The 17,346-nt window shown below is 72.5% G+C and carries 9 protein-coding genes; 1 reads left to right on the forward strand and 8 read right to left on the reverse strand.

All coding sequences use genetic code 11. The annotated features are described in order from the left end of the window. The 8 genes from JGS39_RS05525 to JGS39_RS05560 all read right to left on the reverse strand — a co-directional run. Positions 1 to 1,575, reverse strand: a 1,575-nt coding sequence (locus JGS39_RS05525) for an acyl-CoA carboxylase subunit beta (protein WP_219567590.1), incomplete at its 3' end; no start/stop codon positions are given. Positions 1,576 to 1,728: 153 nt separating this feature from the next. Then, positions 1,729 to 2,970: a carbohydrate ABC transporter substrate-binding protein gene (locus tag JGS39_RS05530; protein WP_219567591.1), complete on the reverse strand. Its 1,242-nt coding sequence runs from the start codon at positions 2,968 to 2,970 to the stop codon at positions 1,729 to 1,731. After that, a complete protein-coding gene (locus tag JGS39_RS05535) occupies positions 2,967 to 3,986 on the reverse strand; it encodes a GlnX family signal transduction membrane protein (protein ID WP_236063410.1) in 1,020 nt (339 codons plus the stop codon). The genes JGS39_RS05530 and JGS39_RS05535 overlap by 4 nt, the downstream gene beginning before the upstream one ends. Then, positions 3,986 to 5,410 carry a vWA domain-containing protein gene (locus tag JGS39_RS05540; RefSeq protein WP_219567593.1) on the reverse strand — a complete coding sequence of 475 codons (1,425 nt, stop codon included), beginning with the start codon at positions 5,408 to 5,410 and terminating at the stop codon, positions 3,986 to 3,988. The genes JGS39_RS05535 and JGS39_RS05540 overlap by 1 nt, the downstream gene beginning before the upstream one ends. 79 nt (positions 5,411 to 5,489) lie before the next feature. After that, a complete protein-coding gene (locus tag JGS39_RS05545) occupies positions 5,490 to 7,787 on the reverse strand; it encodes a serine/threonine protein kinase (protein WP_219567594.1) in 2,298 nt (765 codons plus the stop codon). Beyond that, positions 7,784 to 9,220: a S1 family peptidase gene (locus tag JGS39_RS05550; protein ID WP_219567595.1), complete on the reverse strand. Its 1,437-nt coding sequence runs from the start codon at positions 9,218 to 9,220 to the stop codon at positions 7,784 to 7,786. The genes JGS39_RS05545 and JGS39_RS05550 overlap by 4 nt, the downstream gene beginning before the upstream one ends. A gap of 67 nt (positions 9,221 to 9,287) precedes the next feature. Beyond that, a complete protein-coding gene (locus JGS39_RS05555; RefSeq protein ID WP_372456129.1) occupies positions 9,288 to 11,612 on the reverse strand; it encodes a polysaccharide lyase 8 family protein in 2,325 nt (774 codons plus the stop codon). Positions 11,613 to 11,806: 194 nt separating this feature from the next. Beyond that, positions 11,807 to 15,685, reverse strand: coding sequence for an endo-alpha-N-acetylgalactosaminidase family protein (locus tag JGS39_RS05560; RefSeq protein WP_219567597.1), 3,879 nt, complete (start codon positions 15,683 to 15,685; stop codon positions 11,807 to 11,809). A gap of 347 nt (positions 15,686 to 16,032) precedes the next feature. Between JGS39_RS05560 and JGS39_RS05565 the strand changes: the two genes are divergently transcribed. Continuing rightward, positions 16,033 to 17,262: a glycoside hydrolase family 64 protein gene (locus JGS39_RS05565; RefSeq protein WP_219567598.1), complete on the forward strand. Its 1,230-nt coding sequence runs from the start codon at positions 16,033 to 16,035 to the stop codon at positions 17,260 to 17,262. The last annotated feature ends 84 nt before the right edge of the window (positions 17,263 to 17,346 follow it).

A 17,346-nucleotide genomic window follows, 5' to 3' on the forward strand; every position in this document is an offset into this window, starting at 1 on the left:
GGGGTTGCCGTGCTTGCGGGACGGCAGGTCGGCGTGCTTGGAGCGGAGCATCGCCAGCGAGGCGATGAGGACCTCGCGGGTCTCGGCAGGGTCGATGACGTCGTCGACCAGGCCGCGCTCGGCGGCGTAGTACGGGTGCATCAGTTCGGCCTTGTACTCCTTGACCATGCGGGTCCGCATGGCCTCCGGGTCCTCGGCGTCGGCGATCTGCCTGCGGAAGATGACGTTGGCGGCACCTTCGGCGCCCATCACCGCGATCTCGTTGGTCGGCCAGGCGTAGGTGAGGTCCGCACCGATGGACTGGCTGTCCATGACGATGTACGCACCGCCGTAGGCCTTGCGCAGGATCAGCGAGATCCTCGGCACCGTCGCGTTGCAGTAGGCGTACAGCAGCTTCGCGCCGTGCCGGATGATTCCACCGTGCTCCTGATCGACGCCGGGCAGGAAGCCGGGTACGTCCAGAAGAGTGACGATGGGGATGTTGAACGCGTCACACATCTGGACGAAACGGGCGGCCTTCTCGCTCGCCTCGATGTCCAGGACACCGGCCAGGGCCTGCGGCTGGTTGGCGACGATGCCGACGACGGAGCCGTCCAGGCGGGCCAGCGCGCAGATGATGTTGCGGGCCCAGCGCTCGTGGATCTCCAGGTAGTCGCCGTTGTCGACGAGCTCCTCGATGACCTTGTGCATGTCGTACGGGCGGTTGCCGTCGGCCGGGACCAGGTCCAGGAGGACGTCGCCGCGCCGGTCGGCCGGGTCGTCGCTCGGCGCGGTGGGCGGGTTCTCCCGGTTGTTCGAGGGCAGCATCCCGATCAGGTAGCGGACCTCCGCGATGCAGGTCTCCTCGTCGTCGTACGCGAAGTGCGCGACGCCCGAGGTCTCGGCGTGCACGTCGGCGCCGCCGAGGCCGTTCTGGGTGATCTCCTCGCCGGTGACCGCCTTGACGACGTCCGGTCCGGTGATGAACATCTGCGAGGTCTCACGGACCATGAAGACGAAGTCCGTGAGGGCGGGGCTGTAGGCCGCGCCGCCCGCGCACGGGCCGAGCATCACGCTGATCTGCGGGATGACACCGGAGGCCCGGGTGTTGCGCTGGAAGATGCCGCCGTAACCGGCGAGGGCGGAGACGCCCTCCTGGATACGGGCGCCGGCGCCGTCGTTGAGCGAGACCAGCGGGGCACCGGCCGAGATGGCCATGTCCATGATCTTGTGGATCTTCGTGGCGTGGGCCTCGCCCAGCGCGCCGCCGAAGATCCGGAAGTCGTGTGCGTAGACGAAGACCGTGCGGCCGTCGACCGTGCCCCAGCCGGTGATGACACCGTCGGTGTAGGGCTTCTTCGCCTCCAGGCCGAAACCGGTCGCCCGGTGCCGGCGCAGCTGCTCGACCTCCTTGAACGAACCCGGGTCCACGAGCAGCTCGATGCGCTCACGCGCCGTCAGCTTGCCCTTGGCGTGCTGTGCCTCGGTCGCCCGGTCACTCGGTCCGCGCCGGGCCTGCTCGCGCAGTGCCAGCAGTTCCGCCACACGGCCACGGGTATCGCTCGGCTCGCCCTGGGTTTCGTCCACAACGGTCATGTACCGACCCTACGAACCGGACCGCGAAAACCCTGCCGTCGACTCTGTACAGTCTCCTGCCCGGTTTCCTGGTGGAGCCTGACAGAAGCCTTGGGCCATGCAGGCGAAGTACCAGTCCGTACCCGTCTTCGTTTGTGGATGTCCCACAAAGGTTCACTGTGGTCTGCCGCACACCCCCGTCAGCCGGCGGGTGTCCTCGGGCTGGGCGTCCTGGACCTTCTGGATGTCCGCCAGCCTCGACCGTACCGGTTCCGCGGGGTGCGCCATCGTGAGCAGCACGGCCTCGTAGAACGCGTCCCGAACCGCCGCCGGCATGACGTCCGACGCGTCCAGGCAGAGCGGCACCCGCTGGTCCGTGAAGCGCCGGCCCACCTGCTGGTCGACCGTACCCGTCTTGGGCGGGACCGCGGCGTTGGCCGAGAACACCCCGCCCGTGCGGCCCCACTCCTCCTGGGCGTCCCGGGAGGCGAGCCGCCGGATCATCTCGCGGGCCGGGCCGCTCCGGCCGAAGAGCGCCGCGAAGTCGGCCGACACCTCGTGGGCCTTCACCGTATAGGGGCCGCCGGGCAGCAGCCGCGCCGAGTCCACGAAGGCGGCCCGGTCCTTGTCGGCACCGTAGAAGGCGCGTGCGAAGGAGCCCTGGTGCTCCAGGTCGCAGCCGCCGCCGAAGAGCAGTCCGGGGCCCCCGGCCGGTCCGCGGTGGTCGGCCAGCAGCATGTCACCGGCCCGGTCCGGGTCCTGGGCGAGCATCCCGGCCCAGGTGGTCCAGGCGGCGACCACACGGTCGTCGGTCCAGTCCAGGTCCCCGGTCGCCCAGCGCGCGTACAGGACCGGGCCCGCGCGCTGGAGGATGAGGTCCTCGATCCAGTCGCTGCCGGGCCAGCCGGACGCGCCGTCGTCGCCCATGCCGATGCACCAGGAGGCCAGTGGTGCGGGTCGACGGGCCGGGGCCGGGCCGTCGCGGTACCAGACGATGGACTTGAGGTCGGCCTTGAGCGGTACCCACCACAGATCGCCGGCGACGCCCTGCGCACGGGGCTGCCACGGGTTGCCGTACTCCTCGGGGTCGTACAGCCCCTTCAGGGAGCGCAGCCTGCCCTCGTCCGCGTACTCGACGAGTTCGCCGACGCCCGGCAGGATCGCGATGTCGGGCGGGTCACCGGCCTGGACCTCGGCGAGCAGCACCTCGCGGGTCGCGGCGGTGCCCTGGTAGGTGTACGGGATCCCGAACCCGTCCAGGACGTCCTTGAACCGCTGCTCCTGCGTGTCGGTCCACGGGCCGAGGATCGTCACCTCCGGTTCCGCGTCGCTGCCGCCGGGCGCCGCGAGGCCGCAGCCGGCCGCGGTCATGAACAGGGCCAGGACGAGCAGGACCGCGCGGGGGTACGGGATCATCCGGCCCTCCAGTAGTCGGCGTTGAGACGCCGGCAGATACCGGCGGCCGGCAGCAGGACGACCAGCGCGCCGCCGCCCAGCGCCCCGTAGTACGTCCAGTTCTGCCAGCTCCGGGCGGCCAGCCGGCCACGCAGTTCGGTGGAGTTGTCGATGACGTACGTCTGGGAGCGGGCCAGGTCCGTGTGGTCGTGGGCCCGTTGCTCGATGGCGAACAGGCGGTGGCGTGCGGTGTCCAGCCGCTCCTGGGTGTGGACGGTGGCCCACAGCGGGACGACGGCGAGCGCGAGGGTCACCAGCAGCGCCGCCAGCAGCCAGGGGTCGTGGCTGCGGCCGCAGCGGGTGCGCAGCACCCACAGGCCGCTGAGGCAGGTCAGGGCCAGGATGAGCAGGCCCAGTTCGGCGACGGCCCAGCCGGTGCGTTGCAGCGGTCCGAGCGAGCTGACCCGGTCCACGCGCCGCATCTGGTGCTCCTGGAGGACGTCCAGACGCGGCACGACCCCTGTGCCCGGCCGGTCGAGCAGGGTCTTGGCCTCCGTGAACTTCTGCCGCTGCATCAGCTCGTCGTGCACGTACTTGACGGCGCCGGGCGTGATGGAGGTGCTGTACGAGGTCAGCACGCCCCTGACCGTGAGGAGGACGCCGCGGCCGCGTTCCCCGTCGATCTGTACGTCGGAGAGCCGGGACAGGCCCTGGTCGGCGGCCGCCAGCTGGTTCTCGTACCGCGCTCCGGCACCGACCACCTCGTCGATCCCGTCGTCCACCGACCTCTGCGCCTCCAGATGGGCGCGCAACAGCGCCAGCTGGGTGGCGGCGACGCCCTGGACGGCGGGGGCGCCGCGGGTACGCATCTCGCCCGCGGCGTTCTGCACCTCCCGGTAGGAGACGAGCAGGGCGGACATCGAGACGAGCGCCGCCACCACCAGGACGGCCAGGTGCCGTTCCAGCAGCCGCCTGGTGCGTGAGCGGGTGCGGCGGCGGGTCCGGAAGGCGTGCGTCCACCGGGTCGGCGAGGGCATCACAGGCTCCTTCCGCAGGCGATGCAGAACCGGGCGCGGGGCCCGGCGAGATGGCGGCAGTGCGGGCACTTCACCGGCTTTCCCGTGGTTTGGCCGGGCAGTTCCAGGCCATGGCCCGAGGCGATGTGCAGCTGCCCCCGGCGCACGGTGCCACGGTCGACGGTCGGGCCGACCCGGACCACTCCGCGCGGGCCGTCGACGATGTCGGCCACCTGACGCACGTCCTGGAGGACCCAGGCGGCACCGATCTCGGTGGCGAGCCGGACCGCGAGGCCGAAATGCGCCTCGGCCTCGTCGCGGCTCATCGGGTCGAGCGCGGCGTATCCGCGGTTGAGGGCGGTCCGCATCTGGGTGGCGGCGTTCATCGCCTGGAGCGTGCCACCCCCGCCGCCGGTGGCCCCCGCGCCCACGGCGACTCCGGGCGGAAGCCAGCGGACCAGCAACGGGGCGGTGGCGTCCCCGACGGAGACGGTGGCCAGTTGCAGCAGCACGCCGAGCGGGTCGGTGCTCGCGTCGGCGTGCACGGTGAGGAGGTAGTCGCGGGTGCCCGGCTCCCACTGGTGGGTGGGGAAGCGGGTCCGGTGCGGCTCCTCCTGCCCCGTGGTGGGTGTGAGGCGTTGCTGGCGGGGGGCCGTCTCGGTCAGTTCGACCGCGCGCACCGCCGGGCGCGCGGTCACCACGACGGGCAGTTCGGGGCTGCGGACCCGGCGCAGCCGTCGCAGCGCTCCGGTGGCCGCGGGGCCGAACCGGTCGGGGGCGTGCTCGGCGGTGCCGTGCAGGCACTCGACAACGGCGAGCAGCGGCGCCGGGTCCCAGTCGCCGCCGACCGCCAGCACGTCCGCGGTGAACGCGCCGTCGCAGGCTGCGAGTTCGTCCCTGAGCGCGCCTCCGTCCCCGTCGGGCCCGGCCTCGTCCGCCGGGTCCCGGCCGCTGCCGTCGGTGATCAGCAACAGGTGCCGCAGCGGCACGGGGCGTTCGGCGAACAGCGCGCGTGCGGCGGCGAGCCAGGCGGGGTAGCCGGGCGGCGGCCGGTCGTCTGCCGCCGGGACGATCCGGCCCGCGCTGAACGCGGCGCGGCGCTTCTCCATCGTGTCGGCCAGCGCCCACCGGCCGCGCAGCGGGTAGCAGCGGGACGGCTCCCCGCTCTCGTCGGCGCCGCCCAGAACGGAAAAGGAGGCTCCGTCGGGCAGGGCGCGCAGCGTGGCGGCGAGGGCGGCCGACGCGGACTCCCGGCGTCCGGCGGCGACGTCCAGCGCGATAACGACGGCGAGTTCGACGGCGGGCACCTCGTCGCGGGGGCCGATGCCGGCGGCCTTGACCCGCAGATGGGCGTCGACGCGGGTGTCGTGGTGCGGCTGCTGGTCACGCCGGACGTCCAGGGACACCTTGAACTCCAGCCCGGACGAGGGGGCGATGGCGCCCATGGACTGCCTCCAGGGGTACGGACGGGTTGGGGACGGGGTGCGAGTCCTGCGGTCGGGCCGGGGCCCTCGGTGACGGCCGTCAGAAGCGGGTCTGCGGGCGGACCGCGTGGGAGAGGTCGATCAGCCGCTCGTACTCGGCCGGTCCCTGCCGCTGCCGGGCCAGCCAGCGGTAGCACTGCTCCAGCTCCGCCCGTACCTCCCGCTCCCCGCGAACCGCCGGGGGCGGCAGCCCGATCCGCAGCGGGCCGCCCCGGGGACGCGGGTCCCGGCCCGCGGCGCGGACGGCGTCGAGCTTCCACTCGTACAGCTCGGTCCGCAGCAGCCAGGCCGCCTCGTCGCCCGTGACCACCGGGGACGGCGAGCCCGGCTGCGGCACGAGGGCGGCCAGGCAGGCGTCGATCTCCGCCTCCCCGGGCAGCGGCCGGTCCCCCGTCGCGAGCCGGGCCGCCCTGATGCGGAGCGCGGCGATCCGGGCGACGGTATGGTCCCGCGACTCGTCGGGCACGAGGTCCAGGACCTCGGTAGCCGCGGCCCGGTCGCCGCGCACCAGAGCGAGCCTGGCCAGGCCCAGGGCCGCGCCGACGTGCGAGGGGTTGCGGGCGTGCACGGCCCGGAAGAGTTCGTACGCCGAGGGACCCGCCCCGGCCGGCCGGCCGTCGCCGAGCTGTTCCGCGCTGTACGCCAGCGCCAGCTTGGCCGCGTACTCGCCCGGCAGGGCCCGGTGCACGGCGGAGAAGTGCTCCAGGGCCGCTTCGAGCATGGGCTGCCGGTCCTCCAGCACATCGGCGCTGCGTAGCGCGACGAGGCCCCAGTGCCAGCTGAGCCGCCACTGGCGGACGGGCCCCGGCCCCGGTATCGAGGCGGCGGCCTGGACCTGCTCCCGGGCTGCTGACAGGGCCTCGTCGCCGTCCTGGCCGAGCAGCAGCCGGGCGTTGTGCAGGCAGATCTCGACCGACCGCTCCCCGTGGTCCGGCTGGGTCAGCGGCTGTCCCGGGTCGTAGCTGCTGACCCCGAACCGGGCGGCCTGCGGGTCCCGCGGATAGGGCCGGGGCACGGGCAGCCTGCGGGCGATCTCGGTCGGGGTGGGCAGCCCGGAGTCGAGCGCGGGCGCCCGGGGTGTCTCGGGGCGGCCGTACAGCGGGCGGCGGAGCCAGTGCGCGTAGTCGGGTACCGAGCCCAGGCGGGCGCCCAGCAGTTCGGTGGACGGGGTGAAGTACGCGGAGGGCTCGGGCTGGTCGCGTTTGCCGCGCAGGGCCCGGATCTCGCGCAGTACTCCGCGCAGCTGGCCCGCCATGTCCTCGGCGGAGCCGAACCTGCGCTCGGGGTCATGGGCCGTGGCCCGTTCCACGGCCAGCCGGAACGAGCTGATGCCGAGCCCCGGCACGTCGTCGCCGACGGCCCAGCCGGCCAGTTCGGCCAGGGTGACCCCGACCGTGTGCACGTCGTGGGCGACGGTGAGGGGGCCCGTGCCGTCCGTCTCGGGTGCGGCGAACCACGGGGTGATGACGGGCGGCGGGTCGGCGGCCCCCGCCTTGCGGACGCCGCCGAGGTCGATGACCTTGATCCCGTCGAGGTGGTGGATGACGTTGGACGGTTTCATGTCCCCGTACAGGAAGCCCATGCCGTGCAGATGGGCGAGGGCCTCCAGGATCTGGCAGCCGTAGGTGATGACGTGCTCGATGTCGAGGACGAAGGCGCCCTGACGGGTCGACTCGATGACGGCCGTCAGGGTCCGGTCGCCGACATCCTCCATCACGATGTAGCCGCCCGACACGGAGCCGTCCTCGTTGCGGGTGCTGACGAAGTCGCGGATCTGGACGATGCGTTCGTGCCGGATGGCGACCAGACTGCGGCGCTCCTCGCCGGCCTGGGCGGCGCCGCGTTCCGCGTACCGGTTGAGGAGGCCCTTGACCGCGACGAAGTCCTCGAGGTGGGTGTCCTCCGCCAGATAGACCCAGCCCTGGCCGCCGTGGGCGATGGGGCCGCGGATGCGGTACTGGTCCTGGAGCGGTGGCCCGTCCTTCGTCAGCTCGGGGCGGTAGGAGTACGGAGCGCCGCACTGCGGGCAGTACCCCTCGTCCGGTGGCGGGGCAGCCGTGTGCGGCGGAACGAGCGGGGTACGGCACGCCTCGGCCGAGCACGTCATCACGATGCGGACCGGCTGCTCGGCGGCGGCGAGGCGCTCGGCGGGGCTGCCGGGGTCCAGCAGCGGGAGTTCGAGCAGTCCGGCGGGGCCGTGCCGCTCGGGGACGGTGGGCAGCGGCGGCAGTCCTGGGGCGCCCTCCTCGCGGCCGCAGGTGTCGCAGTAGCCGGTCGGCTGGACGGCCCCGCCGCAGGGGGCGCCGGTGAAGCGGCGGTGCGGGCACGGAATCCTCATCGGCGCTCCGCCGGTCCGCGTCCGGGCCGCTGGCCGGGCAGACCGGGCTGCGCCGGCCGATCCGGCTGGTCCAGCCGATCCGGCTGACCCGGCTGCCCGGGGCCGTTCGACCGGTCGAGGTCGTCACGTAACTCCCGCAACAGCTGCTTCAGTTCCGTCAGCCGGTCCTGCGGATCGGCCAGCAGTCCCAGTTCCCGCAGGCGGTGGCGGCGGGTCGCCGCGTCGACCGCGGGGCGCGGTACCAGGGAGGCCGACTCCACCATGCCCCGCAGTCCGGACCACTCCCGCTCGATGCGCTCGACCCGGCGCACCAGCACCTCGGCCCGCTCCTCCAGGGCGGGCACCAGCAACTGCCCCGCCACCTCGGTCAGGCCGGCACCGTCGGCGCGGCGGAAGATGACGAGCAGCCGGAATCCGAGCGTCCTGACGCGTACGAGGAGTGACACGAGCGCGACCGGGTCGGGGTCCTCGTCCAGCCCGATCACGGCGAGCACGGGCCCCGATCCGGCGGGCCGGCCGCCGTCCGAGCGGTCCGGGCCCCTGCCGCCCTCCAACAGCCAGTCGCGGTAGGCGTTGCGCTGGTGGCGGGGCGGTCGCAGCTGCGCGACCAGGGTCTCGACGAGTTCCTCGCGCCGGGTGGCGCCGCCCCGGCAGACGAGGTGGGCCCGGTGGAGCTGGTGCCGGAGGGCGCGGTCGCGGCCGGTTCCGCGTGCGACGACCCCGAACCGCACCGCGGGCTCCTCGCCGCCCGCGAACCAGTGCCGCAGCCGCCGCTCCAGCCCGCGGTCCCAGCCGTCCGGACCGCTCAGTTCGGCGACCAGCGGCACGAGCGCGGCGATGCGGTCGACGGGGATCATGTACGAGAACGCCAGGTCGTTCTCGACGGGCGGCGCCAGTTCCAGGTCGCCGCGCCAGCTGACGACCAGGCCGACGACCTCCTCCGTCCCCGGCCGCTCGCCCCGGGTCTGGACGGCGGCGCCGCTGAACCCGGGGCGCACCACCTCGGCGTTGGTCCCGGCGTCGAGCTGCACCCAGTCGCCGTGCAGTCCGCTGATCCGGCCGCTCAGCCACATCCCGTCGTCGAAGGCCTGGGAGTAGCCGCCGATCCACACCTCCCGGCCGCGCTCCAGCCGCCTGCCGAGCGGTGCGGGCGCCGCCTGCGGGCGCGGGCTGTCCAGGGCGAGCACGGCGATGTCCTCGCCGGCGGCCCCGTCGAGGCCGGGCAGCCAGCCGTCCGGGGCGACCCGGGCGCCGACCGGCGGGATGCCGGGGCTCTCGGCGAACTCCACCCACATCCGGGTGTCCGCCTCACCGACGACGTGGGCGCAGGTCAGCATCCGGTCCTGGGTGAGGAGCACTCCGGCCCCGCACACCGGTCCGTCCGCTCCGCCGCGGCGTAACCGGAGCCGCCAGTCCGCTCTCAACTCCCCCATACCGCCCGAGGGTACGCGTGCAGGGGCCATCGTTCCCAGACTCCGCGCACACTCGGGCCCCAACGGGTTACCGGACGTCGCACCGCAGGGTGGCTCCCGCCGTCCCCGGGTCCACGCCCAGCACGAGCCGCCGGCCGGTGGCGCGGACCTCGATGCCCGGGTCCGCCGACACGACCTCGCGCACCGGGTGGTCCCAGACCACTTCGAACGGTGTCCCGCTGCGGTCGGGCCCGCTGACGCGCACGGCCGTGGTGCTCCGGCCCTCGCGTACGAGGACGCCGGCCGGCGCGGTCGAGGAGAGCCTTCCGGCGGTTCCCGGCTGCCAGAAGTTGGCGGCGGTCAGCCCGAGCGAGCGCACCGCGACGCCCTGCACGGCGGCCGTGTTGGCGAGCACGGTCAGCCAGTTCCGGTCGGCCGCGCGGGCGGCGACGGTGCGCCGGGAGGCGCCGGGCATCAGGAGGTAGAGGTAGGTGGCGTCGACGGGATCGGTTCCGTGGTCGAGCCAGAGGGTCTGCCAGTGACGGGTCCGCTGCTCGGTGGAGCTGGTCGTGTTGATGTCGGACCAGGCGCCGGTCCTCGCCTCGCGCAGGGTGTGCAGAGCTGCACCGCCGGGCAGCACCCAGCCGCCGTGGCCCTCAAGATGGGCCCAGCGGGGGCGTTCGCGGTCGTCGAGGGCGAAGGCCTGCCCGTCGTCCGGGCCCAGGTTGCGGTTGTCGACGACCGTCTCGACGGGGACCCCGTCGGCCGCGGTGATGCCGGCGCCGAGGCAGATGACCGCATCCGCCGCGCAGAACCAGGACTTGCGGGCCTCCAGGGTGGAGCCGAGGCCCTTCACATGCTGTCCGACCGCGGCGAACTCGCCGTCGTGCGCGCCGCCGACCCACTGCACGGCCGGGCGGGGTTCGCCCCATTCACCGCCTGCCCGGTCGGCGAGGCGCTTGGTGGAGACGGTGGTGCCGGGCAGCCGGTACCAGTCGACCGTGGGCCAGAACCAGTCGGTGTACTGGCCGCCGCCGTCCTGTCCCTGCCACCAGTAGAGCATTCCGGCCCCGGTGTGCCAGCCGCGCGGGTTCTCGCCGTTGCCGCACTCGTAGGCGCTGATCCGCTCCGAGGACATGGACAGGTTGGCGACCCAGCCGGGGCGGCGGTGCACGGCCCGGTCCATCGCGGCGAACAGGGTGTGGCCGACGGGTTCGGGTGCGGCGGGGACGGGGGCGTCGGCCGCCGCCTGGAGCCGGGACAGGTCGGCGACGCCGAACTGCGGCGCGGCGAGGACCGGGCTGACGGTGTCCCGTTCGATCCAGCCCTTCACCATGCCGTTCCACCGGTCGCGTTCGGCGGCGGAGGCGCCGCCCGCGAGCAGCGCGATGGCGGCGATCAGCCCCTGGCCGTGGAAGTGGTCGCTGCGCATGATGCGGAGCTCGTCGCTCTTGAGGAGGCCCCGGCTGATGGCACGGCCGTTGACGCTGTCCATCATCAGACCGTCGTGGATGAGCGGGGCGTAGGCGTGCTCGACGCTGTCGAGGATGATCTGCCGGCCCGGGTCGGTGACCGCCCAGGTGGATCCGGCCAGCAGGGCGAAGAGCCGGCCGAGACCGTCGAGCATGACCTGGCCGTACGTGCCCGAGTAGGCGACCCAGGTGTGCTGGACGAACGAGCCGTCGGCGTAGAGGCCGTCGCCCTTCGTCACGTACGGGAAGACGGGCGACAGGGCGTCGCGCGCGAGCGCGGTCTTCCCGGCGTCCCGGCCGAGGATCCCGCGCAGGGCCACGGAGCGGCACAGGTCGACGCGGTTGGCGCCGGTCGACGTGCCGCTGTAGTCGGTGAGCATGGAGTCGGGGATGAAGTGGTCGACGGCCGCGCAGGCGGCCGCGACGCGCTCCTCGCCGAGGTGGGGGCGGAGGACGGCGACGATGTCCATGAGCAGGCGGGGGCTGCCGATCTGCCACTCCCACCAGTTCCCGTACCGGGCCGTGGACGGGTTGTAGACCGTCGTGGAGAGGTGGTCGAGGCCGCGGAGGATGTCGGCGAGGAGGCCCTCGTCGCCGGTGTGGCCGGTGCCCTGCTGGGCGTACGCCTGGGTCATCGTCCACAGCCGGCTGTAGCTCCAGGTGATGCCGGACGGCGGGTCGAAGGTGTGCCCGGCCCACAGGGAATCGGTGGCGGGGGCCATCGTGGAGCGGAACTCCGCGGCGAGTGTGCCGGTTTCGGCCAGCTTGGAGGCGTAGGGCTCGGTGGCGGGGTCGTAACCGGTACCGAGCGAGAGGTCGTTCCAGCGCAGCCGGAGCGTCTCGAACTCGTCCTGCGCCGCGCGGGCCGTCGGGGCGAGCGCCAGTCCGAGCGCGGTGGCGCTGCCGGTGGCGAGGAAGGTGCGGCGGGACCAGACGGGCAGGAGTGACACGGGGCTACCTCCGGTGGGCAAGTGGTTTAGACCTGTCCGTGGTTGGTCTAGCACGCGCTTACTACGACGGGGAAGGGGTACGGCGACGACGGCTCGACCCGGCGGGAAGGGGTACGGCGATGACGGCCGCCCCGATGGGGAAGGGGCGGGCCGACGGCGGCCCGCCCCTTCCCTCATGGAGCCGTTCAGCCTCCGCAGTGGAAGCGGGCGCTGCCCCAGTCGGCGTGGTCGTTGCCGTTGCCGTCGCCGCCGTCACCGGCGATCAGCTCCACGTACTTCGCTCCGGTGACGTCCGCCGTCAGCGACCAGGCGGTGTCGGCGGCCTTGAGGACCGGCGACTTCACCTTCTCGGTGCCGTCGGCCGTCACGGAGAACTGCACGCTTCCGGCGCTCTTCTGCACGTCGTCCACGCCCACCTCGGCGGTGAAGGAGGTGCACTTGCCGCCCAGGTAGTAGCGGACCTTCGCCGGTGCGTGGCTGCCGAGGCCCTTCTCGTACACCGTTCCGCCGATGGTCAGCGCGGTGCCGTCGCCGGTGCCGGTCTCGCCGTTGGAGAGGTCGCGCTCGACCGGCCCCCAGCCGTTCGAGGTGGCGGTCCAGTCCAGGTCGCTGGCCCAGCTGTCCGTGGTGGGCGGCGGCGGCAGGGTCCGTACGGACGTCTGCGCGCCGAGCGTCCGCCGCGCGCCGCCGACCGTGTACGCGGCCTCGGAACCCATCGCGTACGTCTGGTACTTGGCGTCCACCGGCGGGGTGACCTGCCAGCTCGCGGTGACCTTCGCGCCGGCCGCGACGGAGTCGAAGGTGACGGCTCCGGCGGGCTCGGCCTTCCAGCCCTCGGGGAGGGTGAGGTTCACCGATACCGCGGTGGCGGCGGTGGCCTCGTAGTTGGTGAAGCTCGCCTTCACGGTGTTGGCCGTGCCCGGCTCCAGGGTCTCGGCGGCCGGGTCGAGGCTGAGCGTGCCGCAGGCGGCCTGCTCACCGGCCGGGGCGGCACCCAGGTCGGTCACGGTGAAGCCGTCGAGGACGAAGTCGGCGCCGTCGGGGGCGTCGCCGCGCTTGCGCAGCCCGGTCCAGGTGTCGCCGCAGCCCGCCGTGACGGTCTCGCTGAAGTGAGCGGTGGTGTGCTGGGCGCCGATCGCGGTGGTACGGGTCTCGACCGTGTCGGGTTCACCGTCCGCGGTGATCCGGTCGTACCCGTCGACCCATTCGTAGGCGCCGGCGTGGCTGGACTGGTAGTCGTACTCGATCTTGTAGCGGTGGCCGTCGGTCATCGGGACGGTCCAGGGGGCGGTCCGGTAGACGAGTCCGGTGTTCTCCTCGTGAGCCTTGAGGGACTCCTTGCCGCCGAGCACGTCGTCGGTCGGCTTCCCGTTCCAGCCGGCCTGGGTGTACGGGGCGTGCAGCTGGGAGACGCTGGTGCGGGGGTCGGTGGAGCCGCCCGCGTCACCCTTGAGGAAGGGGCCCCAGCCCTGGTCGACGTCCTCGAAGTCCTCGTGGACGACGGTGTCCGCCTTCGTGGCCGGGGCGTTGGCGACGATGCGTACGTCGTCGGCGCGGACGGTCGCGGCGCTGCCGCCGGCGGCCTCGATGCGCAGGGTGGTGCGCCCGTTCCCCGGGGCGGTGAAGTTCACCTTGGCGCGCTGGAAGTACGTGCCGTGCCAGTCGGAAGCGGCGACGTAGTCCCTGGCGGTGGAGCGGTCCACGGCGACGGACTTCCCGCCGGCCGACAGGGTGGTGTGCCGGGTCTTCCCGGGCTGGACCTCGATGAGGGCGGACGCGGTGTAGCGCGAGCCGGGCTTCAGTCCGCCGATGGTCTGGGTGAGCGCGGCCGTGCCGGTGCCGGAGAGCTTCGCGCTGTTGCGGCCCTGGTCGTCCGTGTCGCGGGCGGCGGTGCCGGTCCTCGACCAGTCGCTCAGCCCGGTGTCGTTGAAGCCGGGGTCGTCGACGAGGGTGCCTTCGCCCCACTTGGCGTCGGCGGCCTTCGGCGCCTTGTGCGGGTAGAGGACGTACGGCTGCCCCGCCTCCGCCTTCAGCGTGATCTTCCCGTCGACGGGACGGACGGTGCCGGTCCTCACCCGGCCGTTGTCCGTGAGCGCGTAGACCGTGTACGAGCCCGTGGAGGGGACGGCCCAGGTGCTCGTACCGCCGGACTTGCTGTAGTGGTACAGCTTCTTGCCGCCGTCCCACGGGAGGAGGTAGTCGGTGCCGCTGAGCACCTTGCGGCCGTGGTCGTAGAAGGTCCGCCTGCCGTCCTCGACCGTGCCGCTCACCCCGCCGGTGAAGGCGATGTCATTGCCGTCCCAGCGGGTGATCCTCTGCTGCTGGAGGTACTTCGCGGGCAGGTTGCGCTGCCAGATGTTGTCGTAGAAGGCGTTCCAGTCGGTCTCGCCCGTCCAGCCCTCGAACTCGTCGATGGCACTCTGGCCGAGCACCGGATCGTTGTTCCAGACGTCCTTCTCGCCGTTGCGGATGAACCGGATGATCTGCGAGTTGAGACCCTTGTTGGTCGCGCCGCCGTAGTCCAGGTCGTTGGCCCAGTGCGACCAGAGCGAGCCGCGCTCGAACTTGTCGGCCCACTCGCTGGAGACGTTCCAGCCCTGCTTCTGGAGGGACTGGAGGGTCTTGTCTGCGATCCAGCCGTGTGTGTAGTAGACGTCGATGTACAGCATGCTGAGATTGCTGTTCGTCTCGTCCCGCAGCTGCTGGAAGCGCTTGGCCAGGTCACCGCTGTTGATGTCGCGGCGCTGGTCGATGTAGTAGCTCTGGTTGAGCCAGTTCCAGCCGGGCTTCAACTTGTCGACGAGGTTCTCGTCGAAGGCCTTCGCCTCCGGGTACGCCTCGGTGGCGTTGACGTGGACGCCGAAGGTGGCGCCCCACTTCTTGCCGTCCTTCAGGAGCTCGTTGAGGTCCCCCAGCCCGCCGGCGCGCTTGTTGTAGTTGCCGCCGTAGTCGGGGTGGGCGGAGTCGTGGCCCTCGGAGGCGTACCCCTTGAGCAGCGCGAGCTGGCCGAGGCCGTCCGTGGAGAGGGAGATCCGCTTGACGTCGTCGAGCGTACGCAGGAAGGGGTGGGTGGCCTGGCTGGCGAAGTTGAACGGGATGTGGGTGACGACCCGGTCCGCGGTGTCCTCGCTGCCCGGGGCGACCACGCCGATGGAGCGGAACGCGACGGCGCCGTCCTGCCAGTCGACGGTCTTGTCCCCGTTGGCGTCGGGCGTGACGACGACCTTCGCCCAGGGCAGGTTGTCGCCGCTCTCCGGCTTCGGCGCGCCGTCGCCGCGGTAGGTCCACTGGCCGGACCAGACACCGACCCGGGTGGAGCCGTCGTCGGCCTTGCGTGCCTGGTGCCAGAAGCGGGCGTCGTCGCCGCCGGTGGCGCCGGACGGCTTGTCGTACGAGGAGTTGGACTCGACGGCGGCCGCGAGCGCACCGGTGTTGAGAAACGCGTAGGTGCCGCCGACCGGTGCCGCGTCGGCCTTGGTGGCGTCGGTGACCTTCGCGAAGACGTCGGCGGTCTTCGTCGAGTCGGGGTCGAGCTTCGTGAAGGCGGTCGCGGCGCCGGTGTCGGTGCTCGCGACGGAGACGAGGTCGTGGCCGGGGATGTCGATCGTGCCGACCCGGAACGCCCCGGTGTCGCGGACGGCGGTCACCTTGAAGGTGGTGGCGCGTCCGGAGACGGAGAGCGAGGCGTCGATCTCGACGCCGGGCAGACCGTCGAAGACGAGGGTGTAGCGGGCGGCCGACGCGGTGACCGAGGGGGCGCCCTTGAGCCGCACCGGGTGGGCGGTGCCGTTGAGGGTGACGGCGGTGACCGGCCGGGTACTGCCGGACAGCTGAGCCCCGGTGGCCCGGTCGGTGTACGTGAGGACGCGCGGGAAGTCGTCGGCGACGGCGACGGCGAGCTGCGCCGATCCGATGACGCTTGCGTCCGCCGGGACGGCGGATTCGGCCGCGGCCGAGGCGGGAGCGGGAGCGGCGGCTGAGGCGGGCAGGGCGGTCCCGGCCAGAGCCAGGACGGCTGCTGAGGCGGCGGCTGCGGCGCCCACCGAAGTAAATCTTGGCGACATGTGCTCTGCGTAGTCGCCCTGTCGTGACACCGTCAACGACGTACGGCCCCGAGGGCCTCTCCAGTCCAACAACCGTGCCGCGTAAGTCCAAGTCCGTGTGCGCGGGTCACCTCGCCCGCCGTGTTCAGTTCCTGATCACCGCAACGCGTCCGGTTCCGCGCGACACCGCCAAATACCGTCGACCTGCGTCGAGTTGTGAAGACTTCCTTCTTTTGAGAGCGCTCTCAGTCGCAAGTCTTGACGCCCGTCCCGGCCGTCGCGAGAGTAGTGCGCACCGCGGACGCCCCCGTTCCACCTCCCCGCACGACCAGCCCGTCCGCGGCCCCCCACACACCCGGAGTCGCCCCATGATTTCGCGCAGAATGTTCCTCTCCGGCGGCGTCGCCGCCTCCGCCACCGCGCTCACCTACCCCCTCTGGGGAAGCGCGCTGAGCCCGAACGCGTCGGCGTCCGCCGCGACCTGCGAACTGGCCCTGGAGAACAAGTCCCTGCCCGGCCGGGTGAACGCCTACGTCACCGGTCACGAGCAGGGCACCGACCGCTGGGTGCTCCTGCGGCCGGACGGCAGCGTCTACCGCCCCGACTCCCCCGCCGCGCCGCAGACCCCGCTCCCGGTCGACTGCGCCATCCCGCTGAACGCGGCGGGCGGCGCCCCGGTCGTCCTGACGCTTCCGCAGATGTACGGCGCACGGGTCTACTTCGTCCGCGACGACACCCTGGACTTCTACCTCAACCCGGGCCCGTCGCTGGTCGAGCCGGCCTTCGCCACGTCCACGGACGCGAACTACGGGCGCACCTGGTCGTTCTGCGAGTTCACGTTCAACCCGCAGCAGCTGTACGCGAACATCAGCTACGTCGACCTGGTGACGGCGCTGCCCATCGGCCTGACGCTGGAGGGCGACGCCACCCACACGGTGGCCCCGCTTCCGGACGGCGCCGTACAGAAGATCGCCGACGGCCTCACCGCGCAGGCCGCCGCCGACGGTCAGCCGTGGGACCAGCTGGTCACGCGTGGCTCGGACGGCAGCGTGCTGCGGGTCATCTCGCCGCAGAACCTGATGGCCCCGTTCTTCGACCGGCCGGACCAGATGCCGTTCCGCGACCTGTTCACCGCGCAGATCGACGAGGTCTGGGAGAAGTACCGCTCGACCGATCTGCGGATCGACCTCCAGGGCGGACGTGGCGTCTTCACCGGGCGGGTCAGCGGCGACACCCTGACGTTCAACGGCGGCCACACCTTCACCAAGCCCGTGTCCAAGGACATCTTCACCTGCAACCACGGGCCGTTCACCAACAACCCGGCGGACTCCGACGACAAGAAGGGCCTGCTGGCCCGGCTGGCGGCGGGCTTCAACCGCTCGATCATGCTCAGCCACCCGGACCAGCCCAACGGCACCACGGTGGCCGACTACTACCAGGGCGCGGTGACCAACCACTGGTCGCGCATCGTCCACGCCAACAGCCCGATCGGCTACGCCTTCCCGTACGACGACGTACGCCCCGAGGGCGAGCCCGACGTGTCGGGCGCCGCCAACGACGGCAACCCGAGGCGCTTCACGGTGACCGTGGGGTCCTGAGTCCGGTGTGCGGGTGCCCCTGTCCTCCGGAGTCCGGCCGGCGGACGGGGGCACGGCCGTGCGCCAGGGCGTGTTGCCCGCGTA

The organism is Streptomyces poriferorum (assembly GCF_019399235.1).
In the GTDB taxonomy this organism is placed as follows: Bacteria; Actinomycetota; Actinomycetes; order Streptomycetales; family Streptomycetaceae; genus Streptomyces; species Streptomyces poriferorum.